Here is a 23023-nt window from a genome sequence, read left to right on the forward strand (position 1 = left end):
CTCACCGGACAATCCGGTAAAGATATGTAAAACACCTTGAGTAAAGAAAACTCTCTCTCCACTCAAGAAACTTCAAAATCATCATTTTTATTTCATCCATCTCTTATCTTATCACTTTTTTGTCTAATTGTCTTATAAAATACAGATATACAGCGAAAATTTTATAATTATTTTAAAATCACATTCTTTTCACCCAAAATTTCTGCAATCGAGTTAACACTTGTTGTATGGCTATCCACCTTATATTTTGCTTTCAGTTTTTCTTTTTTGTCCAGCGACTGATCATAAATAATAACTTCTGTATCCCCTTGATCTTTTTCCAATATTTCTAAAATTTCATTAAATACTTCTCTTTGTTCTTTCAGGTCTTCAAATCTTAAATATAAATACTTTTGAACGGCTTTAGTAATGGATCCAGGATCCTGCATCTGTGACACGAGCACGTTCCACTTATTTTTTTTAAATTCAGCTTTGCCTTTCACTAAGAATATACTGTTTTTTTCAAGCACTTTTGAGTATCTTCTATATACATCTGGAAACAAAACGCATGTCGCTTCTCCAGAGGCATCAGTCACTTCTAAAAAGGCCATGGGTTCGCCTCTTTTTGTTTGTATTTTCTTGATTCCCTGAACAGAGACAATATATGTCTGCACTTTATTCTGAATAGAATCAGTTATATAGATGATTTGTCTGTTATCTCTCATATCCATAAATTTATCCGCTGGATGCCCCGAGAGATAAAAACCTGTGACTTCAAATTCCTGTTTCAGACGTTCTTCCAAACTGTATTCCTGTTTTTCATGTATTTTTGGCGCGAGCGATTCGAACAGCTCGATATTCCCGCTACTCATATTCACACTATTCAGCATCGATTCCAATGAGTCGACCAATGTACGCCGGTTGTACTCCAACTTGTCAAAACTTCCTGCATATATGAGAGGCAGAATGAGTTGTTCTTTTCTCCATCTTTCATCGATACTATTTATGAAAGATAGCAAGTCCTTGAACTTTCCCTTTTTTCTTCTCACGAACAGAATGTGATGCACAAAATCTTTTCGCATACCTTTGATCGAGTTGAAGCCGAAGCAGATCTTGCCATTCTCAACTTTGAAATTCTCATCACTTTTATTGATATCAGGATGGACAAGTTCGATATGTCTCTGTTTTGCCTCCAATAGATAAGCACTTAATTTATCTTTATTGTTTGCCGAGGCACGCATAAGCGAAACGAAAAAAGCGGCCGGATGATTTGCTTTAAAATAAGCAAGCTGAAAAGCAAGTTTAGAATAAGACACGGCATGCGATCGGTTAAAGCCATAGTCAGCAAAACGCTCGATGTGTTCATATATACGAGCAGCAACATCTGGGCTGTACCCTTTACATTTGGCCCCTGCAACAAACTGTTTGCGCCCTGCATCTATCTCCGATTTTATTTTTTTAGATATCGCTCGTCTCAAAATATCGGCTTCCGACAAACTATAGCCCGCTATTTTAGAGGCTACTTTCATGACCTGTTCCTGATAGACCATAACCCCATTCGTCACTTCCAGGATTTCTTTAAGATCCTCATGAATATACGCGATATCTTCCTCTTTATTTTTTCTTCGGATATACACATCGATTTGTTCCATGGGACCTGGTCTATACAGTGCATTGACCGCCACTATATCCTCAAAAGTTGTCGGCTGAAGTTTTCTCAGGACATTCCGTATGCCTCTCGATTCAAATTGAAAAATACCATTTGTATCGCCATTTCTGAATAAATCCATGGTCTTCTGGTCATCGAGTGGAATGGCTGCCAGTTTCTCTCTGACACCCCCTCTTAATTCCCTCACATTATTGAGACAATCGGCTAAGATGGACAGATTTTTAAGACCTAAGAAGTCCATTTTAAGTAACCCGACAGCTTCGACATCATTCATTGTAAATTGAGTGAGCGGCATCGCACCATTCCCTTCCAGCAGAGGGGACGTTTTAACAAGAGGATCTCTGGAAATGACGACGCCTGCTGCATGCGTAGATACATGTCTAGGTAAGCCCTCTAAACTTAATGCTGTTTTAAATAGTGCTTTGTTTTTATCATTCTCATTGACTAGTTTTCGAAGTTCTCCCGACTCTTTATAGGCTTTTCTTAAAGTTATCCCCAGAGAACTCGGTATAGCATCAGACCACTTTTTGAGTTCGACAGCTGAAAAACCAAACACTCGGGCAGTATCCCGGACAGCCATTTTGGCAGCAAATGTTCCGAACGTGGCGATTTGGGCAACATGTTCTTTCCCATATTTATTTAAGACATAGTTTAATATACTATCCCGCTTATCATCAGGAAAATCTAAATCGATATCGGGCATGGTATATCTTTCTTCGTTAAGAAAACGGTCAAAAAGCAGATCGTACGCAACAGGGTCCACATCTGTTATGTTCAGTACATAGGATACCAGTGAACCGGCTGCCGATCCTCTTCCCGCTCCTGTAACGATTCCCTTGCCGTGTGCATACTTCATCAGATCCCAGACGATCAGAAAATAATCAGCAAATCCCATTTTGATGATCACATCGAGTTCTTTCTGGATTCGATGGTCATATACTTCAGAATGTCCAGGTAATTTATCCTCTAAATGAGAATAGACTATTTCCCTAAGGTAATGGGATGATTTTTTTCCATCTGGTGTATCAAACTGAGGAAGGACACTCTCCCAGCTCAACTCCAGATTTATCGAATCAGCAATCCTCACTGAGTTGGTCAATGCGTCATTTAAACCGATCTGCGTGTATTTGTCAACTATATTTTTCGGCTGCTTTAAAAAAAAGAAAGGAAGTTCATCCTGATGCTCATCAGAATCCAGCGTAGTCTGATTTTTTATTGCATTCAGAACCTTCAACGACAGGGAGTCTTTTGCTTCCAGTGACTTGACAGGTTCACTGACCACAGTAGGCATAGCGATTTCTTCAGCAAATTTAATAATATTCTTTACGTCATCATTATTTTTTCCGTTATAGGCCACCCCTAAATAAGTATGACTGATCTCTCTTCTGATTCTTTCTAAACGTTCCCTCAGACGGGCATCTTTATCAGAAAGAAGTTCATTTAAACTTTGAAAAGCAACGATGGCCGTTAAATGACTGGCATGAGCCTTCAATATATCGGCTGTAACTCTTACGTGATCGACTTTTATTTTACTGGATAAGGACAGAAGGTTCTGATATCCTTCGTCATTTTCAGCAAGTAAAACAGCAGATAAACCTTTTTCTGTCCCCTCGTTCTCGTATATATCGACCGTTATACCAATGATCGGCTTAACATCCTGTTTTTTTGCTTCCTGATAGAATTCAACTGCCCCATGCAAGACTTCATTATCCGTTAGTGCGATCGTGCTGTATCCGAGCTCTTTGGCCCTGGACACCAGCTGTTTGACAGTAACTGTGCTTTCCAGTAAAGAATAAGCACTTATTATATTCAAGGGTATGTAGTTCAACAATGGTTTCACCTCTTTACATTTTCCTTTATCGGCAGGTTTCATCTTTTATTATAACAGTAAAAAACTCTCATTAAAGCCTAAGGAATAAAAAAACGATTCCTGGACTTTACTGAGAGTATGGATTATCTGATTCCTAAAGCAATACGTGCATAGCGACTCATTCTGGAGGTATCCCAAGCCGGATACCATACTAATTTAACATCAGTTTCTGTTACTTCCGGTATGTTTTTCATAGCGTTTAGAATATCTCCAGTTATGACATCAGCTAGTGGACAGCCCATAGTGGTCAGTGTGATTTTTATTTCGCAATAACCGCCGTTAAATACATTCACTTCATACACTAAGCCTAAATTAACGATATCGATTCCGAGTTCCGGGTCAATAACCTGCTCCATGGCTTCCATTATGCGTTTTTTTATATCTTCAATTTCTTCTTCAGTCCATACTGATTTCTTTTCAGTCATGAAATTTCCTCCTTACACTCCTATATTTTACCATATTCATGCTTGAGAATTCATACATATGTCTGACTTTTTTAATCAAATCAGGAGTAGCTTTCCTTTATAATTACTATTATACATTTTCATGCAGCTTTGCTATACTGATAAAGATACTGAAAAGCGATGAACTAAAAGGATGATATAATATGCAAAGAAAATTAATTGCCCTGGATTTGGATGGTACGACCCTTAACGACCAGTCTGAAATATCAAACAGGACGTTACAGACAATACAGCGACTAAGAAAAGATGGCCATATCGTTTCTATCGTTACAGGAAGGCCTTATAGGAACAGTTATTATTACTACAAGCAGCTTGAACTGGATACGCCGATCGTGAATTTCAATGGGGCCTGGTTACATAATCCTTCACAGAAATCCTGGGATCATGGTTACCATAAGACACTAAGCAAAGACCTTGCTTTGTCCATGCTGTCTCTTAAGGATAATCCCGAAGTTCAACTTATAGCAGCTGAATCCCAGACAGCCATTTATATCGAAGGACAATATGTTCCTTATCCTGACTTCTTTCCTGAAGGGATCCATATGAGCAGACAACTAAGACCGGAGATCCTGCTGGAAGATCCCACTTCTGTCGGCGTATTTACCACTACCCGAAATTTCCAGCCGGAAATCGAGCAGAAAATCATCGATACTTACAAAAATTCGGTAGAGGTCCGTATGTGGGGCGGTAATACGCCATGTCTTGAAGTCGTAGCTGCAGGTGTACAGAAAGCCATGGGATTGGAACGCATAGCCAGATACTATCATTTCGCCCGTGAGGACATACTGGCCTTTGGTGATCAGGAAAATGATTATGAAATGATCCAGTACGCCGGACACGGAGTCGTTATGTCAAATGGTTCTGAACGTCTACAGTCAATAAGTAATGATATTACCAGACATTCTAACCACGAAGATGGACTGGCTGAGTATTTAGAAAACTATTTTAAATTATAGTCCATAAAAGGAGGACAGAGCTTCGGCTCTGTCCTCCTTTTTAATATTCTATTTATCGTCTTTGATCAATTCGTCTGTGGCAATTTTGGCAGAAGTCAGAACGATCGGTACCCCTGCTCCAGGATGCGTGCTGCTTCCAGTGAAATAAAGGTTCTCTGTATGTTTGGCTTTAGCCTGGGGTCTGAAGTGGTTGCTTTGAGTCAAGGTCGGTCTTAATCCAAAGGTCGCTCCATTGTAGGCATTGTATTTCTGTTCAAAGTCGACTGGCGTCATATAACTTTCAGATATGATGTCTTCTTCGACCGTTTCGAAACCCTCAATGGTTTTAAGCTTGGACAGTACTTGATCACGGTAATAAGCTTTCGTTTCTTCTGTCCATTCGTAATTCGCCGTGGCCAGATCCGAAACAGGCAGCAGTACATAGATACCGTCTTTATTTTCAGGTGCCAGATCTTCGTCCATCTTCGAAGCGATGTACACATAAAATGAGGCCTTCTCCAGCAGTTTCCCTTCGAAAATATCTTCCAGGTTCTGGTCCAGTTCCTGAGAGAAGATAAAACTATGAACGTTTTCCACATCATCATATTTTTTGTTCATACCAAGATACATGACAAAGCAAGAACATGAATACTTCATCTCATCTATTTTTTTATCTGTATACTTGCCTTTTGCCTTTTTATCTTTCACCAGATTTTTCATTGCGTAAGGAAAATCGGCGTTACACATGACATAGTCAGAAAGTATTTTTTCACCGTTGACTTTGATGCCTGTTGCCCTTTTATTTTCGATAACGATTTCGTCTACCGGTGTATTGTAGTTCACTGTGCCGCCCAATTCTAAAAACAGACGTTCCATTGAACTTGCCATCGTATGCATTCCGCCTTTAATGAACCAGATACCATACAGGTATTCGATCATAGGAATGATGGTATACAGGGAAGGTCCGTTTGAGGGCGATATACCGATATAGAGTGTCTGAAAGCTTAAAATCTGCTGCAGACGTTTGTCTTTCACGAATTTACCAATCGAATGGTTGGCACTGTCAAAGGTCTTCAGTTTCATTGCTTGTCGGATCATGAATGGGTTATAAAAATCGCTCGCATTCCTGAATGGACGCTGGATAAAATACTTTTTAGCAATGATGAATCGTTCATATATATCTTTCAGATAAGCAAGGAAACCGACCGCATCCTCATCGCTTATCCCTTCTAAATGGTCGATCAACTTAACCAAATCATTGGATACATCGATACGCTCGTCTTCGAAATAAGCAGAATACATAGGATCAAGTCGTGTCATCGGTATGTAGTCCTTGGGGTCGCGTCCGGCCACCTCAAATACTTCATTATAAATTTCCGGCATCATGACGATACTCGGACCCAAATCGAACGTAAAGCCGTCCTTTTTTATCTGATTCATTTTTCCGCCCGGCAAGGCTTCTTTTTCGTATAGCGTTACGTCATAACCTTGATTCTGTAAACGGATAGCACTTGCCAGACCGGCCACACCGGCCCCAATAACACTTACTGTTTTTGCCATTTATATCGCCTACTTTTTCTGATTTTTTGTTAATACGCCATCTTTCATTGTATAAACGGCATCACAATAATCGGTCAACCGTTCATCATGAGTGACCATGATAGTCGCTTTCTTCTCCTTCTTTGTTTCTCGAGCCAGTATTTCCACCACTTCAAACGCACGATCGGTATCCAAACTGGCTGTCGGTTCATCAGCCAGTATGACGGCAGGATTGTGATACATCGCCCGGGCGATCGCCGCACGCTGTTTTTCGCCACCCGAGAGATCACTTGGGTATTTATCCATTAAATGATCGATCCCTAGTTCGGATAACAAATTTTGTACTTTATCTTCATCGAGTTTTGATTTTTCTATCTTATTGACTAACTTCAACTGATCTTTAACCGTCAGAAAGGGGATGAGATTAGATGCCTGCAGGATAAATCCTATTTCATCGAACCTTTTTTTTGCCCGTTCTTTTTCATCTAACTCACTGAATTTGTCTTCTCTGATAAAAACATTTCCTTCAGTTGGTGTCTGCAAGCCTCCAATGATCGTAAGAAAGGTGCTTTTCCCCGATCCACTTGGCCCGATGACTGCAACAAATTCTCCCTCTTCTACTGAGAAATTTGTCGGTTTTAATGCTTCGATCGTTTTTCTCCCATCCTGGAAGGTTTTCTTTACATCTTTCAATTCAATCAGCTTCATAACAATCTCCTAATCTATCGCTTCTAGTGGATCTATATTAACTACCGTTCTAACTGAGAAAAAGGCTCCCGCCACAGCTACTATTATCAGCAAGCTTGTAATCGAAGCTAAAAAGATAAAGTTGTTCTGATACGGTACAGCTGCCGGTAAAAGTAATCCAGTAAGCAGGGTCAATCCCAAGCCTGTGAATACACCTATAAAGGAAAGCAGGAACGTCTGACCTATTACAGATTTAGCAATATAGCTGGATGATATCCCCTGGGCTTTCATTACCCCAAGCATGGATGATTTCTGTAAAGTAAGAACGTAAATGAAGATCCCGATGATCATGGCTGCTATCAGAACTAAAAAGCCGATCATTAATCCAAACGTCAATACCTGAGCTGTGTAGCCGGGCAAGTTAGAAATGAACTCGCTTGTAGAGTAGACATTCAGGTCTTCGCTGTTTGTCTCGACATCAGCCAGTTCTTCTGAATCACTGCGGACCACTATGGCACTGATAATTTCTTCTTCTCTTTCACCAAAGCCGCTCGCTCTTATTTCCTGATATGTTGGATGGTTTGTGTAAAGAACAGGACCGACACTGAACTTCGCATTCTCAGTAAAGCCAACGATCTCGACAGTAAGATCCATTCCGGCTAATGACAATTCATCTCCGATCTCGATACCTTCTTCTTCTCTCAAGCTTATATCTGCAATAACTTCCCTGTTGCTTTCAAATTCTTCCCCTTCAACGACTTCCGGGAAAATGAATTCTTCTTTATCGATACCGAAAAACGTGACATTTATCTTACTTTCTTCGTCACTCTCATCCGCTGGCTGCACCACACTGGATGCGACACCCAGAGACGCTTTCTCAGATGCTTCGATGTCGTCGATCTGTTCCTTTGGAAACATCGACATATTGATATTTAAATTAGATTCATCTGCCAGCACGATGCCGTCAGAATCCCACTTGTCGATACTCATACGGTTTTCCTGAGCTAAACCGTATGCCAGTCCGGTCAAAAAGAAAACCAGATAAGCAATTAAAATAACCACGCCTATAATCAATGCAAAACGTGTTTTTGAATACTTTATTTCTCGCCATGCTAAAAACATATGTAACCCTCATCATTCTTTAGTTTTAATTCGAAGTTTTTTGTGAAAAAAACACGAAATCTACATCTTATATTACATTAATTATAAAATAACTTCAAATATTTAATACCAAAAAACCACCTGAAAAATAGTCCAGGTGGTTTTTCAGAATATTCAGATAGTGATTCTTGTCTTGAACAACTGCTAGAAGTTATTCAGTTGCGCGGTCTTCACTGATCAGGTAAAGCGTGTGTAGACCTACACCTTCAGTATCTGGATTTTCACCAACAGTGATGTCGTAAGCACCAACACGATTGTTGACAGGTGTTACAGCTTTACGGAACAATGTAGGAATAACTGGTAATTCTTCCATGAAGTATTCCTGCCATTCCTGGAACTGTTCTGCACGCCAGTCGATATCGAAGCCTTCGGTACTTGTCATTGCTTCCATAAACTCATCGTTTTCTTCTGTAGCCCAACGCGTGTAGTTGAATGGTGCGAAACGGCCATATAAGCCTTCTGGAGTTGGGTCAAATCCTGTTCCCCATGCTCCTTGATAGATATCGATATCTGGATCGTCTGCTTCAACACGGTCATAGAATGAGTTGAATTCATGTAGACGGCCATCAAGAAGTTGAACATTCAAGCCGACACGTTCCCATGACTGCATGTAGTACTCAACGATCGGTTCAGCAACTTCTCCACCAGACATAGATGCAAAGTTGATAACTAACTCTTCGCCTTCAGGTGTTTCACGGAAATCATCACCATTAGTATCTACATATCCAGCTTCGTCAAGGAGTTCGTTTGCACGTTCCTGGTCGAATGGATAGCCTTCTAGATCTTCAGCATAGTAATCTGAGAAGTTAGGGATGATCGGAGAATTAGCACGACGACGCAAGCCCTGGTAGAAACGTGAGCCAACAGCATCATTGTCGATAGCGTAAGCCATGGCCTGACGTAAGCTCTTGTCTGCCATTTTAGCATCCGGATTATAAACGTTCTGAGCTGGTTCTGTAATGTTTCCGTCTTCGTCTGTTTCAGCTTCCTGCCATTCACCCAGTTTGAAACCGATATAAGTGTAGGCTGTATCGTCGACACCTAAGTTCGTGTAACCAGGGATATTTTCATAGTTTTCGAACTGATCGGTAGGCATACCTACAAATACATCATATGATGCATTTTCCATAGCTGCAACAGCTGTTGTAGTCGGAACAGTTTCTAATTCGATACGGTCAAGTCTTGGTGCACCACGGTAGTAATCTTCGAAAGCAGTATAAGATACTGATTCACCAGGGACGATATTGTCCACCATGAATGGTCCGAACCCGATTGGGTTTTCGCGGATCTCAGGAGCAGATTCCAGTTCAGCAACGGGAATATCTTCCAGATAGTGACGAGGTGCAGCATAACCCCATACGCCACCACCAGCTTGAAGCATTTGAACACCAACGGTTTGGTATTCGATTTCTATTGTTTTATCATCTACCACAGTGATCCCGGCAATACTGTCAGCTTCACCGTTCTTGAAGTCTTCCATACCGACGATATTAGCCAGATCTCCACTGTAACGTACACCAGTGTAGTCCGGGTGACCAATGATTTCGTGTGCAAAGGCGATGTCTCCAGCTTTAACTGGTTCACCGTCATGCCATAAAACATCATCTTTAACAGTCATTGTTACGGTATTCGTTTCTTGATCCAATTCAAATGTCGCTGCACCTGAATCATCGATTTGATAGTTTTCATCGTAACCTAGTAAAGTACCCATCATGTAACCCATAACGATAGCGTCTGGATTACCTGTGTAAAGTTCTGTACTGAAGATCCCTGTAAATGGTGAATCAGATACATAACCAACACTTAATGTTCCACCTTCAATGGCTTCCCCTTCGTTTTCAACACGTGTGTCGAATTCGACCGGTTGTACTTCGTCCCCGGCAGAAGCTTCTTCATCAGAACCTTCTTCAACTTCTTCTGAAGTGTCCGTGCCATTTCCAGTTTCTTCTGTTGTATCTTCGGTATCCCCATTACCACAAGCTGCTAAAATAAATGCAACAGCTGCTGTACTTGCAAGCATGCTATATCTTTTCTTGTTTGACATAATTTTTCTCCCCTTCTCTTATCCTAATCTTTGTTTAGCGTCTGCTGCACGTTGTAGCGCGCGACCGACGTAGTTTATACACAGCACCAACACGAGTATCAAGGTTGAAGCTGGTAACCAAACCCAAGCTTTATTTTCCAGAATATCTGGATTAGTGGCATAGGAAACTAACGTCCCTAAACTTGGTGTACCGGTCGGTAAACCGAATCCAAGATAGGATAACCCTGTTTCTAAGCCGATACTGCCTGCAAAGTTCAGTGTCAGGTTGACAATGATCAGTGAACTTATATTAGGCATCATTTCGCGAAGCATAATGACAAGTGACGGTGTACCCATTGTTTTAGAAGCGCTGATGAAATCCAGACGTCCAACAGTCAGTGCACGCCCACGAATAAATCGAGCCTGTCCATGCCAGTTAAAGAGTATCAGTATTGCTGCAAATGTAACGACGTTGTAGTTTGGAACGATCGTTACAAAGATAATAATGATCATTAATTGAGGTAAGATCATGATGAAATCGATTATACGCATGATGATGTTATCCACCATACCTGCATAGTAAGCGGCCAGGATGCCGACAACGATACCAATGGCACTCGTTACAACGGTAACTGTCCAGCCCAAGAGCAGTGAGTTACGTGCTCCTATAAGCAGTAAGCCGAAAATGTCTCGTCCTGCCGAATCTGTACCCAGTATATATCTTGTTCCTTCATAAAGAGGATCTTCACTCATTGACATCGGCGGTAAATAAGAATCCCATAAACTTACGGTTTGTACGACATCCTGATCAACTATGAATGACCAGATAAAGACTGTCGCTAAAATCACGATCAGCAAGATCAGTGAAACTAAAGCCAGTTTATCTCTCATAAACTCTCGAGCAATTACTTTCATACCCATCGGTGGGGCAGATGCAGCCATATCATCAGATAAAACCGCAGCTTCTGCATCTTTTTTTGTTGCCATAAGACATATTCATTCCTTTCTACAAAAATATCAGATTAATCAATGCGGATACGCGGATCTACAGCCATAAGAATCAAGTCAGATAGAAGCGTTCCTATTAATGCCAGGAACCCATAGAACAAGACTAGAACAAAAATGACGCTGTAATCTCTCGTATTGATTGATTGGAGGAATAAATATCCCATCCCACGGTACGTAAAGATCTGTTCGATGAAAATCGATCCTGTAAATAAACTTACAATAGTAAAACCGAATCCTGATGCAATCGGAAGTGAAGCATTTCTGAAGATATGTTTCGTATACACTTTCTGTATCGGCACACCTTTTGAGCGTGCTGTTTTTACATAGTCAGAAACTTTCGCATCGATGATCTCACTTCTCAAATATTGGATGATCGAAGTCGTTCCTAAAATAGCGGTCGTTATCGATGGAAGTAAGAGGTGATAAAACTGACTCGTCCATATCTCCCATTGTGTATCAGCATTGATGTCGATACTTCCTCGAGCCGGGAACCAGTTCAGGTTGTAACCGAAGATCCAAACCATAAGTAAAGCTAAAACGAAAATCGGAACAGCGAAACTGACAAAGTTATAGACAAGAATCGTTTTATCCAAAACAGACTCATTGAATCGTCCAGCCAAGATGCCTAATGGTAGACCGATCAGGTAAGTTAAAATAACTGATAGTAAGGACAATCGTATTGTATTGCCTATACGCCCGGCAATAACCGCGGTAACAGGCTGCTGATAATTGAAGCTTCGTCCAAAGTCGCCCTGAAAGGCATTAGTCATCCATCTCACATATTTAACCGGAAGCGGATCATTCAGACCATATCTCTCTCTCATTATTTCCAGCTGAGCCGGATCCAAGTTGGGATCGATCAGTCCAGTAAAAGGATCTCCTGGCATGAAGTCAGCAATAATAAAGATGAGGATACTCAGGATCAGGATTTGAGGAATCATTAAGAGTACACGCCTGATAATTGTTTTCCACATGATTAATTTCCCCCTCCTGTGTTGACTTTCTCATTTTGCAGAGATGCGTTAGGTTCTTCAGGTTTCAAAGCCACAAAATGATCTTCGTCAAATCGTTGAAGGTCGTAAACACGTCCCTTAGGATCGTAGTACTCTGTTTCCTGTGCATCATATTCTGCTTCCACACGCTGTCTTTCGACTTTATGCGCATCCCGTGTTTTTGGATCCATATCGGGAATGGCTGATAATAATCGTTTCGTGTAGATATGTTGAGGATTGTTATAAATAGCCTCTTTAGATCCCTGCTCAACAAAACGTCCTCTATGCATGATCGCTATATCATCAGACATGTGCTGAACCACACCTAAATCGTGTGAAATAAAGAGGTAACTCAATCCGTATTCTTTCTGGATACGTCTCATAAAGTTAAGTACCTGAGCTTGTACTGACAGGTCAAGTGCTGAAGTCGGTTCATCTGCAATGATTAGTTTTGGATCACTCGCTACCGCTCGGGCAACACCGATCCTCTGTCTCTGTCCTCCTGAGAATTCATGAGGATATTTATACATCGCTTCTGCATTCATCCCGACGATTTCAAGTAAGTCTGCGACTCTTCTCTTGATTTCATCCGGAGTGTAATCAAAGTAATTGCGCATGGGTTCAGCCATGACATCGATAATACGCTTTTTAGGGTTCATAGATGAGGTGGAATCCTGAAAAATCATCTGAACGTCTTTGTTGTAATTGGCGTATTTTTTCTTTCGGCTGCGCGCTTTATTTGTTACGTTTTCACCTTCATATATGATCTTGCCGGCTGTTGCTTTTTCCAGTCCGATGATCGTTTTACCGATCGTTGTTTTTCCTGAACCGGATTCACCAACTAGACCGTATGTTTTTCCGCTTTCAATGGATAAGTTGACACCATCGACCGCTTTGACATAATCTTGGATCGTGTTAAGCACCCCTCCACGGATCGGGTAGTGCACTTTTAGATCCTGAACTTCTAAGAAAGCCATATTATTTATCCTCCCCTTCAAAGTGGAAATGTTTCCAGCACGTACATCTCACTTTGTGGTTGGGACTGATTTCATGCAAGACTGGATTTTCTTCGTGTGCTTCTTCTGGTATCCACGGAATACGCGGAGCGAATCGGCACCCTTTTCTTGGTAATTTCTGTAATGAAGGCACTGTGCCATGAATGACATGCAATTCATCATCGTCATCTTCCAGTTCGTGTGGAATGGAATTCAAGAGTGAACGTGTGTATGGATGTTTAGGATTGGCAAACAGTTCTTCAACTGGTGCTTCTTCCACGATTTGTCCCGCATACATTACTGCTACTCTGTCTGCTGTTTCTGCAACAACACCTAAGTCATGGGTGATCAGGATGATTCCAGAGCCTGTTTCATCCTGGATATCGACCATCAAGTCAAGGATCTGAGCTTGAATCGTAACATCCAAGGCTGTTGTCGGTTCATCTGCAATAATGACTGGGGGCTTGTTCGCGAGAGCAATGGCAATGACTACTCTTTGTCTCATCCCGCCAGATAATTCATGCGGATAATTTTTCATGATTTGTTCAGGTCTTGGAATGCCGACCTGATTGAGTAATTCTAATACTCTATCTTTTCTCTGCTGTTCATTTAAATCTGAATGATATTCAAGTGATTCCGAAATTTGATTATATATGGTCATTAATGGATTCAATGAGCCAAGCGGATCCTGGAAAATCATTCCAATGTCATTTCCTCTGATACGGTTATACAACTTTTCGTTCAAATCAAGAAGGTTTAAATCTTTATAGATAACTTCTCCCTTGATTTCGGTATTCTTTGGATCATGCAGTCCCATAATGGATGTAGCCAGTGTGGATTTCCCACATCCGGATTCTCCTACGATAGCAAGTATTTCATTGTTCTCTAATGTTAATGAAACACCATCTACTGCGTTATGATACACATCACCAAAACGAAACCCTGTCTCTAAGTTGTTAACCTCTAACAAACTACGTTCGACGGCCACTACTTAACCTCCTATGCTTTCCTTCTACGAAAAGTGATTTATAACTCCCCGAAAGAAGATTACCAAACTTTCATTCTTTTCTAATCAAAAGCTTAATAATATAAATTGAATTATACACTGTATTTATTAGCATATCAATGCTTATTTCTCATTTTATAACAATTGGTTTAAAATTCAAGCATTTTATTATCATTTATTTCTCATTATATTATAATAGTCAAATTTTGTTCAACTAAATATTATAGGTTTGAATATATGTAATCGACTGCTTTCCCAACTGTTGTGATTTGTTCTGCATCTTCATCAGAAATCTCTCTGCCAAATGTATCTTCCATCTCCATAACGAGTTCAACTACATCCAGAGAGTCGGCACCTAAATCGTCTTTAAAGGTTGTATCTCTAGAAATTTTATCTTCATCTACACCTAATCGTTCAACGATGATTGCTTGTACTTTTTCAAAAACTTCTTGTTCTGTCATTTTTTTCGCTCCTTTGAAGAGTAATAGTGATCTGTTACTTTTTTTTCATAAGCCTGTTATCAAATTATCATTTAATGCACAATTGTAATTGTAGCGCATTCTTTTTTCAATTTCCATCTTTTTTGGGAAAAATATATTTTTCTTCATAACTGACGAAGGGTCTGAGCCGCTTTCACTCTTCATTCTGTTCAAAGTGACCAATCAATTCTTCCAGAAGCTTAGAATCCAGCATCTCTCTGATTTGACGGATCGTATGATAAACTGGCTCAGATGTAGCGGACCCGTGTGTTTTGATGACCGGGGCTTTGACACCGAAAAGAACCGCTCCACCGTATTTTGAATAATCCAGTAAGTCTTTCATGCCTTTCAGACTGTCTTTAAGCAGTAGTCCGCCGACTTTAGACTTTATCCCATTATTATAAATGGAATTTTTCAGAACAGTCATCATAGACATGGCGGTCCCTTCGATCGTCTTCAATACAGCATTGCCGGTAAAGCCATCTGTCACGATGACATCGGCGACACCATTCAGGAGTTCTCTGGCTTCGACATTACCAACAAAATTAATATCCTTATTATTTTCTAATAACTGATACGCTTCTTTGGTCAGCATGCTCCCTTTGTTTTCTTCTGTGCCATTATTCAATAGACCGACAGTCGGGGATTCGATGCCATGGACAAATCTGGCATACTGTGAACCTAAAGTTGCATACTGATCGATATTCACGGGCTTGGAATCAGCATTAGCTCCTACATCTATCATGTGAAAGACAGATCGCTTGTCAGAAAGCGACGGGAAAGTGGCTAAAAGTCCAGGGCGGTCGACGCCTTTCATCCTCCCGATCAGCAATGTCCCGGCTGCCAGAAGTGCACCTGTGTTCCCAGCTGAGAACAGCGCATGGTTTTCACCGTTTTTCACTGATAAAGCGGCTTTGACCATAGACGCCTCTTTTTTTCTTCTGATCGAACGGACAGGATCATCCTCACTTAATATTTTCTCATCCGTATGCACGATCTCTATATTGGTCAGTGACTCATCCAATTCTTTACGGATAAGGTCTTCTTTTCCATATAATACCAGCGTGACATCACTAAATTCACGGGCGGCCTTTACACACCCTTTTACGATTTCTGATGGGGCATTGTCTCCACCCATCGCATCTACGGCTATTCTCATATTATTTTCCTCCTCGATATATTCTAGTCCAGTATCATTTCGTTTTCTCCAGTGATACCCAGACTGGTTCTCAGCGGTTCAAACTCAGTGTTCTGGAAAAACTCTGAAGATTGGATCAACTGCTGGGCTGACATCCTGGCTTCTTCAAGTATACTGAAATCTTCAACGATATCCGCCACTTTAAATTCAGGGAGACCCGATTGTTTTTTGCCGAAAATATTACCCGGTCCGCGCATTTCCAGATCCCGCTGACTCAAGGCAAAGCCGTCTGAGGTTTCGGTAATGATCTGCATCCGTTCTGCCCCTTTTTCACCTTTGGGATCCGCGATCAGAATACAGTAGGATTCCTGCTCCCCTCGTCCGACGCGTCCTCTCAGCTGATGAAGCTGGGCCAGTCCAAAGCGGTCGGCATCATGAATGATCATCAGCGTCGCATTCGGGACGTTGACACCTACTTCAATAACTGTTGTGGACACAAGCACTTGGATAGCATTACGCTGAAACTCGTCCATGGTCGCTTCTTTTTCTGCAGCAGACATTTTCCCATGGAGAAGGCCCACGTTAAATGACTCGCCAAGGATCTCCTGATACGTATGGTAAAGGGCTGTGACATTTTCCAGATCCATCATTTCCGACTCTTCGATCAGTGGACTGATGACATAAACCTGATGTCCTTTTGCCAGCTCTTTCTTCAAAAAACCGGTCATCCGGTCAAAGTGCTTCGGTCTGATCCAGTAAGTCGAGATCGGCTTCCTTCCAAGAGGCATCTCATCGATGACCGAGACATCCATTTCCCCATATGCGGTAATGGAAAGGGTTCGGGGAATCGGCGTGGCTGTCATAAACAGCACATCAGGGTTCAAGCCTTTTTCTCTAAGTGTTCTGCGCTGGTTGACCCCAAACCGGTGCTGTTCATCCGTGATCACTAAAGCCAGCGAGTGAAACACGACATCTTCCTGGATCAGAGCATGTGTACCGATGATACAATCGATATCACCTGTTCTCAACCTTTCTAAAATCTTCTCCCGTTCTTTGCGTTTGGTCGATCCAGTCAGCAGTTCCACATTGATTGCCGTTTTTTTAAACATCTCATCCAGTGACTGTTTGTGCTGGGTCGCGAGGATTTCTGTCGGTGCCATCAAGGCTGACTGTTTCCCTGCTGTCTTGGCTGCCAGTATGGCTGAAGCTGCAACAACCGTTTTCCCGCTCCCTACATCTCCCTGGAGGAGTCTGAACATCTGTCCTGGTATTTTCAAATCTTTGCACACTTCATTCACGACCCGCTTTTGAGCCTGGGTCAGCTCATATGGGAGTGTATCAAAAAATGCCTTCAACTGTCTGACATCATAATCGATCGTCAGCCCGTTCTGTGCTAGTTTAGTCTGTCGTTTTATCCAGGCCATCCTTAACTGATAAATGAAGAACTCCCGGAAGATAACAGAATATCTGGCCTCCTCCAGCTCTCTACTGTCAGAAGGAAAATGCATGTGATAGATCATTTCTCTGCGTGACAGGAGGTTGTGCTGCCGGCGAAGGGGCTTGGGCATATCTTCCGGTATGATGTCCTTGTAAATTTCCCAGGCCTTTTCGATCAATTTAAAGATCGTAGACTGTCTGATTTTTTTCGAGGAATGATAGATAGCTTCCTGGTCATTCGCAGAGTCGGAAGAAAGGATCTTGATTCCGCTCAGCTGCTTTCTATGCCCATCCCATTTACCGAAGACCTTGATTTCCTTCCCCGCTTCGATCTGCTTTTTAAGATAAGGCTGATTGAAGAAGGTGACCGAGACGATGACATGATCACAGTTCATCCGGAAAGTCAGCCTGTTTCTTTTTCTGCCAAAATAAGAAACTGTTCCTTCCGATATTGCTGTTCCTTCCAGAACGACTTTTTCATTGTCTTCGATCTCTTCGATCGCTTTAGCTGTCAGATCTTCAAAGCGGAAAGGATAATAGGTCAGCAGATCGAGGATTGTGATTATTCCCAGCTCATTCAACGCTTCCACTCTTTTTTCTCCGACTCCGCTCAAACGTGCAACCGAATCTTCCATCGACAGAGTCATAGGCTCCTCCTTTCTTTTTAAATAAAGAAAAATAGAGAAAACAACGGACGTTCAAGTCGTTTCTCTATTTGTCTCCTTTTATTCTACAGAAATAAGATAAGGATAGACCGGCTGTCCACCCTGATGGATCTCCACTTCGATATCAGAAAATTCATCTTCCAGGATTTCAGCTAATTTTTCCGCGTCTTCCTCAGAACCTTCTTCGCCTATCAGCACAGTCACGATTTCGCTTTCGTCGTCCAGCATCGCTCTAACTGTCTCTAAAGTGACTTCAAAGAGTTCGGGAGCCGTTACTTTGATATCTCCATCAATGATTCCCATGTAATCATCTTTTTTGATAGTCAATCCATTCAACTCAGTATCTCTGACCGCAAACGTCACCTGACCGGATTTGACCATCTCGATTTCATCAGACATGGCTGATTTATTCGCTTCAAGGTCCTGTCCCGGGTTATACCCCAGCATGGCTGTCAGTCCCTGCTGGATGGTGCGTGTAGGAACAACGGCAGCTTCGGCTTCAATGACGTCCGTAGCCTGTTCAGCAGCCATAAAGATATTTTTATTGTTGGGAAGGATGATATACTGTCTGGCAGGAACACTTTCCATTGCCTTGACGATATCTTCAGTACTTGGATTCATCGTCTGTCCACCCTGCAGAACATAATCGACACCCAGACTTTCGAACAGTTCCTTCAGTCCTTCGCCGGGAGCGATCGCGACGACCGCAAAGTCTTTTTCTTCTTTTGCTGGTTTTGCTTCTGATCCCTCGAGTTCATCTCCGGACAAAGCAGAATGCTGTTCACGCATGTTATCGACTTTGATTTTCATTAACGAACCGAACTTCTGCCCATAATTCATGACTTCTCCCGGACGTTCTGTATGCACATGCACTTTAATGATTTCGTCATCTGCTACGACCAGCAGGGAATCGCCCAGTTCATTCAGATAATTACGGAATTCTTCATAATCGAATTCTTTTTCGACCGTTTCACCTTCGCCAATGTGCACCATGATCTCTGTACAGTAGCCATACGTGATATCTTCAGTATTTACATGCTCGTGTACACCGCTTCTGTGGTGTTCGGCGCGTACTAATTCATCGAGATTCGGCTCTGCATCTTCGGATGGTTTTTCACCCGTCAGTGATGACAGGAACCCTTCATATATATAGACAAGACCTTGACCGCCACTATCCACGACGCCCACTTCTTTCAGTATGGGCAAGAGATCTGGGGTCTTCTTCAATGAACGTTTTGCGGCTTCAAGAACTGTTTCCATCAGAACGATCACATCGTCTGTTTCTTCAGCTTTCTGGATACCGGCTTTTGCCGATTGTCTAGCCACCGTCAAGATCGTCCCTTCAACAGGTTTCATGACAGCGTTATACGCTGTATCCACACCTGCCTGAAAGGCCTGAGCAAGATCTGACGCATTTACTTCTTCTTTTCCTTCCAGAGCTTTTGAAAACCCTCTAAATAACTGAGAAAGGATAACACCTGAATTTCCGCGTGCCCCCATCAATAGACCTTTAGCTAAGGACTGGGTGATTTCTCCCATTTTTTCACTTGAAGATTCCTTTACCGCATTGGCTCCACTCGTAAATGAGAGGTTCATATTCGTTCCCGTATCGCCATCCGGCACAGGAAAGACATTCAGCGAGTTAACATATTCTGTGTGTTCATCCAGGCGCTGTCTCCCGAGAGCCACCATTTCTTTAAATTTCTTTGCTTTCAAACTATTTACATCCACTTTTTCATTATCCTCCTTTGTCACTCAACACATGTGACGTTGGCTTAAAAATCGTTTTGAACTCTGACGCCTTGGACGAACACATTGACAGAACTGGCTTTGATGCCCAGATCATGTTCAAGCTGATATCCAACTCTTTCCTGTACATTTTTAGATACTTCCGTGATTTTCGTACCATAACTGACAATGATATAAACGTCTACCGCTATATCTTTGTCTTCCTGTCTTACAACGACACCTTTGGAATAATTGTCTCTATTCAGGATCTCATTGATACCATCACGTACTTGATTGCGGCTCGCCATTCCTACGATTCCGAAAATCTCCGTTGCAGCACCACCAACTACAGTGGATATCACATCACTGGCCATTTCTATGTTCCCGTATTCTGTATTCATTTGAACGCTCATATTGCAATCTCCTTTCGGTTTACAAGATTTTTTTTACATTGTTAATTTCCTCTGATATTCAAACATATTTTAGCATACTGCACCTGATAAAAAAAGATGGTGTCTCTATGCCTGTTTGCTTATGCATCCAAAAGTTTTGTGTAGTACACACTCTACCTAGTATACACTGTAATGGTTAGATTTTGTAGGGAGTATTCCAGTTTAATGTATAAAAAGTTGTTTTCCGTCTACTTACCCGGCCTCTGTAAAGGTAAAACACTTGATTCTTTTTTTAAAAACCACTTGCTTCATACGCATAATTATGATATTTTATATAAGTATGAGTTAGCTTTATTTATTTGAGCTAGGCACGAAGGAGGAGAAAAAGAATGGCTAAAGAATGTTTTGTAACTGGACGTAAAGCTAGAAGCGGAAATAATCGCTCTCACGCTAATAACAAATCTAAACGTACCTTCGGTGCGAACTTACAAAAAGTTCGTATTATGGTTGATGGTAAACCTCAAAAAGTTTGGGTTTCAGCTCGCGCTTTGAAATCAGGTAAAGTTGAACGCGTTTAAAAACGAAAAAGAACGGATATCAAGGGAACAATTCCTTTAGATATCCGTTCTTTTTATTTATCACCGCTTTGGATCACGGCCAGCAGACCTGTGCTGAATGAAAACCGGCATTCCTTCTCCAGAAATTCATTACTGACCAGCGCTCTTGGATAGGAATAAGACTCTTTATCAAGAGGATATTTGACACCTCTAAGCGTCAGCTCTTCGATCGGCGTCATGCCAATGAAGGATAAGTATTGCCGGGCTGTGTCCTTCACGAGCGTATGACTTCCCGGTGGATAAAACGTGATCGTGTTTGTTTTATTGTATAACGTCATCCGGCCGATCGCTTTTTTGAACCTCGGCTGATAGACCATATAGAAAATACTCAACAGATGATCCAGTCGACCGCCAGACCAGTTATAGATCCTGATGTCACTTACTGTTTCATCATTAACAGCGATCTTTAAGGCAATTTCGGCATCTGTATCATCTTTATCGGAATCAAATTCATGGAAGGATTCCGCTGATGACCGAAGAGCCGCTTTTTCTTCAGGTGTCACGGAATCAAAATCCCCAACCGCTATAGTGACGCCGATATCCCTGGACAGGCACTCAAACGCGCCTCTGTCCACTCCTATCACGCTATCTCCCTGCCTGGGTTCAGGGAACACCGCTTGTTCTGCCGGTGCTCCAAGAACGATGTGAGCCGTCTTAGGCACTATCCCTCACCGCATTTTTCAAGGCTTCGATGCGTTCCCCAGGATCATCAGAATTGAATACGTAAGAACCTGCCACAAAAACATTCGCGCCTGCTTCGGCACATTCTTTTATAGTCTCAGGATTGATCCCGCCGTCGACTTCAATAAGAAAGTGATAGTCATTCTCTGTTCTCATCTGATCGAGTTTTCTGATTTTGTTCAATGTTTCCGGAATAAACGACTGGCCACCGAATCCTGGGTTCACGGTCATAACAAGGACCATGTCTACCATAGAAAGAACATCTTCCAGCAAACTGACTGGGGTAGAAGGGTTAATAACGATGCCGGCTTTGACATCAAAACTCTTGATCAGCTGAAGTGCAAGATTGACATGGGCTGTGCTTTCGTACTGGATCGATATATAATCTGCTCCAGCCTGAGCGAAATCCTCGACAAAATTCCCCGGATTTTCCACCATCAAGTGACAATCGATCGGCAAGCTGGTATGAGGCCGGATAGCCTTCACTACATTGGCGCCAAAAGTCAGGTTAGGAACAAAATGACCATCCATCGAATCGACATGGATCCAGTCAGCTCCCCCTTCCTGAGCCGTGAGGATGTCATCTTTTAGATTTGCAAAGTCAGCACTTAATATCGAAGGTGCGATTTTCATTATTTTTCCCCTTTCTTTCCATAACGTGGTTTTCTGTTTTGAATCTCTTCTAATACCTGTAAATAATTCTTATATCTATGATTTGCGATTTCTCCTTCTTCTACAGCAGCTTTCACTGCACAATCCGGTTCATTCTGGTGAATACAGCTGCTGAATCGGCAGTCTTTGCCCTTTTCCCAAATTTCAGGAAAACATTCGCTCAGTTCCTGCTCTGTGATGTCATCAAACTGAATAGCACTGAACCCCGGTGTATCCGCGATCAGACTTCCCATCACAGGGATCAGCTCCACGTGGCGGGTCGTATGGCGCCCTCTGCCCAGAGATTTTGATGTGCCGGCGGTTTTGATATTCAACTGCGGGTCTATCTTGTTCAGCAGCGTGGATTTCCCTGCTCCAGACTGTCCTATAAAGACGACCGTTTTATCTTCTACATAAGGTTGCAGGCTTTCTTTGATATCTTCCGGCTCCATAGTCTTGCACTGTTCAGGCAAGATGACTGCATAACCGATTTTTTCATAATCTTTACAGATGGTCTTGACCCTATTATACTCTGCTTCGCTGGCAATGTCTGTTTTTGTTACATAGATGAGCGGTTGAATGTCTTTATATTCAACCGAAACCAGGAATCGATCTAATAGAGACGTTGAGAAATCAGGATCACTTATGGACATCACAATGATCCCCAAATCAATATTGGACACTGATGGTCTTTCCAGTTCGTTTTTTCTCGGAAGAATGGTTTCCAGACTACCTTCCTGTTCGGTTCCAAAACTGAATTCGACATAATCACCAACTAGAGGTGTGATCTTTTTCTTTCGAAAAATCCCCCGTGCGCGTGTCTGATAGACTGTACCTTCTGCTGTTTTGATATAGTAAAACCCGCTTAACGCTTTTATGATCTGGCCTTTATTCACGCTCTCACATC

20 protein-coding genes are annotated in these 23023 nt (G+C 41.9%); 2 read left to right on the top strand and 18 right to left on the bottom strand.

The genetic code is table 11. The annotated features are described in order from the left end of the window. Positions 1–167: 167 nt before the first annotated feature. On the bottom strand, positions 168–3479 hold the full coding sequence (gene dnaE, locus AB4027_RS07450; protein WP_368644879.1) for a DNA polymerase III subunit alpha: 3312 nt from the start codon (positions 3477–3479) through the stop codon (positions 168–170). Between the two features lie 122 nt (positions 3480–3601). After that, positions 3602–3943 carry a metal-sulfur cluster assembly factor gene (locus tag AB4027_RS07455; RefSeq protein WP_091485880.1) on the bottom strand — a complete coding sequence of 114 codons (342 nt, stop codon included), beginning with the start codon at positions 3941–3943 and terminating at the stop codon, positions 3602–3604. Between the two features lie 182 nt (positions 3944–4125). Between AB4027_RS07455 and AB4027_RS07460 the strand changes: the two genes are divergently transcribed. Next, positions 4126–4938 (top strand): Cof-type HAD-IIB family hydrolase, encoded by an 813-nt coding sequence (locus tag AB4027_RS07460; RefSeq protein ID WP_368644880.1) that lies wholly within the window; start codon positions 4126–4128, stop codon positions 4936–4938. A 48-nt stretch (positions 4939–4986) separates the two neighbouring features. Here AB4027_RS07460 and AB4027_RS07465 read toward each other — a convergent pair whose 3' ends face one another. From AB4027_RS07465 to AB4027_RS07525, 13 genes are all read right to left on the bottom strand, one after another. After that, positions 4987–6477, bottom strand: coding sequence for a phytoene desaturase family protein (locus tag AB4027_RS07465; protein WP_368644881.1), 1491 nt, complete (start codon positions 6475–6477; stop codon positions 4987–4989). 9 nt (positions 6478–6486) lie between these two features. Continuing rightward, positions 6487–7164, bottom strand: a complete 678-nt coding sequence (locus AB4027_RS07470) for an ABC transporter ATP-binding protein (protein WP_091485888.1) — start codon at positions 7162–7164, stop codon at positions 6487–6489. A 9-nt stretch (positions 7165–7173) separates the two neighbouring features. Then, on the bottom strand, positions 7174–8265 hold the full coding sequence (locus AB4027_RS07475) for an ABC transporter permease (protein ID WP_368644882.1): 1092 nt from the start codon (positions 8263–8265) through the stop codon (positions 7174–7176). A 190-nt stretch (positions 8266–8455) separates the two neighbouring features. Beyond that, a complete protein-coding gene (locus tag AB4027_RS07480) occupies positions 8456–10348 on the bottom strand; it encodes an oligopeptide ABC transporter substrate-binding protein (RefSeq protein WP_368644883.1) in 1893 nt (630 codons plus the stop codon). An 18-nt stretch (positions 10349–10366) separates the two neighbouring features. After that, on the bottom strand, positions 10367–11314 hold the full coding sequence (locus AB4027_RS07485) for an ABC transporter permease (protein WP_368644884.1): 948 nt from the start codon (positions 11312–11314) through the stop codon (positions 10367–10369). A gap of 35 nt (positions 11315–11349) precedes the next feature. Then, positions 11350–12309: an ABC transporter permease gene (locus AB4027_RS07490; RefSeq protein WP_368644885.1), complete on the bottom strand. Its 960-nt coding sequence runs from the start codon at positions 12307–12309 to the stop codon at positions 11350–11352. A 2-nt stretch (positions 12310–12311) separates the two neighbouring features. After that, positions 12312–13304: an ATP-binding cassette domain-containing protein gene (locus tag AB4027_RS07495; protein ID WP_368644886.1), complete on the bottom strand. Its 993-nt coding sequence runs from the start codon at positions 13302–13304 to the stop codon at positions 12312–12314. 1 nt (position 13305) lies between these two features. Continuing rightward, on the bottom strand, positions 13306–14310 hold the full coding sequence (locus AB4027_RS07500; RefSeq protein WP_091485904.1) for an ABC transporter ATP-binding protein: 1005 nt from the start codon (positions 14308–14310) through the stop codon (positions 13306–13308). 239 nt (positions 14311–14549) lie between these two features. Further along, positions 14550–14789 (bottom strand): acyl carrier protein, encoded by a 240-nt coding sequence (acpP, locus tag AB4027_RS07505; protein WP_091485906.1) that lies wholly within the window; start codon positions 14787–14789, stop codon positions 14550–14552. Between the two features lie 172 nt (positions 14790–14961). After that, a complete protein-coding gene (plsX, locus tag AB4027_RS07510) occupies positions 14962–15966 on the bottom strand; it encodes a phosphate acyltransferase PlsX (protein WP_368644887.1) in 1005 nt (334 codons plus the stop codon). Between the two features lie 23 nt (positions 15967–15989). Next, entirely contained in the window at positions 15990–18029 is a 2040-nt protein-coding gene (gene recG, locus AB4027_RS07515) for an ATP-dependent DNA helicase RecG (protein ID WP_368644888.1), read from the bottom strand. A gap of 78 nt (positions 18030–18107) precedes the next feature. Next, on the bottom strand, positions 18108–19778 hold the full coding sequence (locus tag AB4027_RS07520) for a DAK2 domain-containing protein (RefSeq protein ID WP_368644889.1): 1671 nt from the start codon (positions 19776–19778) through the stop codon (positions 18108–18110). A 44-nt stretch (positions 19779–19822) separates the two neighbouring features. After that, complete coding sequence (locus AB4027_RS07525; protein WP_091485917.1) at positions 19823–20188, bottom strand: Asp23/Gls24 family envelope stress response protein; 366 nt, start codon at positions 20186–20188, stop codon at positions 19823–19825. 368 nt (positions 20189–20556) lie between these two features. Here AB4027_RS07525 and rpmB point away from each other — a divergent pair, with 368 nt between their 5' ends. Then, entirely contained in the window at positions 20557–20745 is a 189-nt protein-coding gene (gene rpmB, locus AB4027_RS07530; RefSeq protein ID WP_091485920.1) for a 50S ribosomal protein L28, read from the top strand. A gap of 53 nt (positions 20746–20798) precedes the next feature. Here rpmB and AB4027_RS07535 read toward each other — a convergent pair whose 3' ends face one another. Genes AB4027_RS07535 through rsgA form a run of 3 tightly spaced genes read right to left on the bottom strand, consistent with a single transcriptional unit; the run spans position 20799 to position 23012 of the window. Next, on the bottom strand, positions 20799–21446 hold the full coding sequence (locus tag AB4027_RS07535; RefSeq protein ID WP_177165405.1) for a thiamine diphosphokinase: 648 nt from the start codon (positions 21444–21446) through the stop codon (positions 20799–20801). Continuing rightward, the gene (rpe, locus tag AB4027_RS07540; protein ID WP_368644890.1) at positions 21439–22098 is read right to left on the bottom strand and encodes a ribulose-phosphate 3-epimerase; all 660 of its coding nucleotides are present in this window, start codon (positions 22096–22098) and stop codon (positions 21439–21441) included. The genes AB4027_RS07535 and rpe overlap by 8 nt, the downstream gene beginning before the upstream one ends. Further along, positions 22098–23012, bottom strand: coding sequence for a ribosome small subunit-dependent GTPase A (gene rsgA / locus AB4027_RS07545; RefSeq protein ID WP_368644891.1), 915 nt, complete (start codon positions 23010–23012; stop codon positions 22098–22100). Before rsgA ends, rpe begins: the two co-directional genes overlap by 1 nt. Positions 23013–23023: the final 11 nt, after the last annotated feature.

The organism is Alkalibacterium putridalgicola (assembly GCF_040959045.1).
Taxonomy (GTDB): Bacteria; Bacillota; Bacilli; order Lactobacillales; family Carnobacteriaceae_A; genus Alkalibacterium; species Alkalibacterium putridalgicola.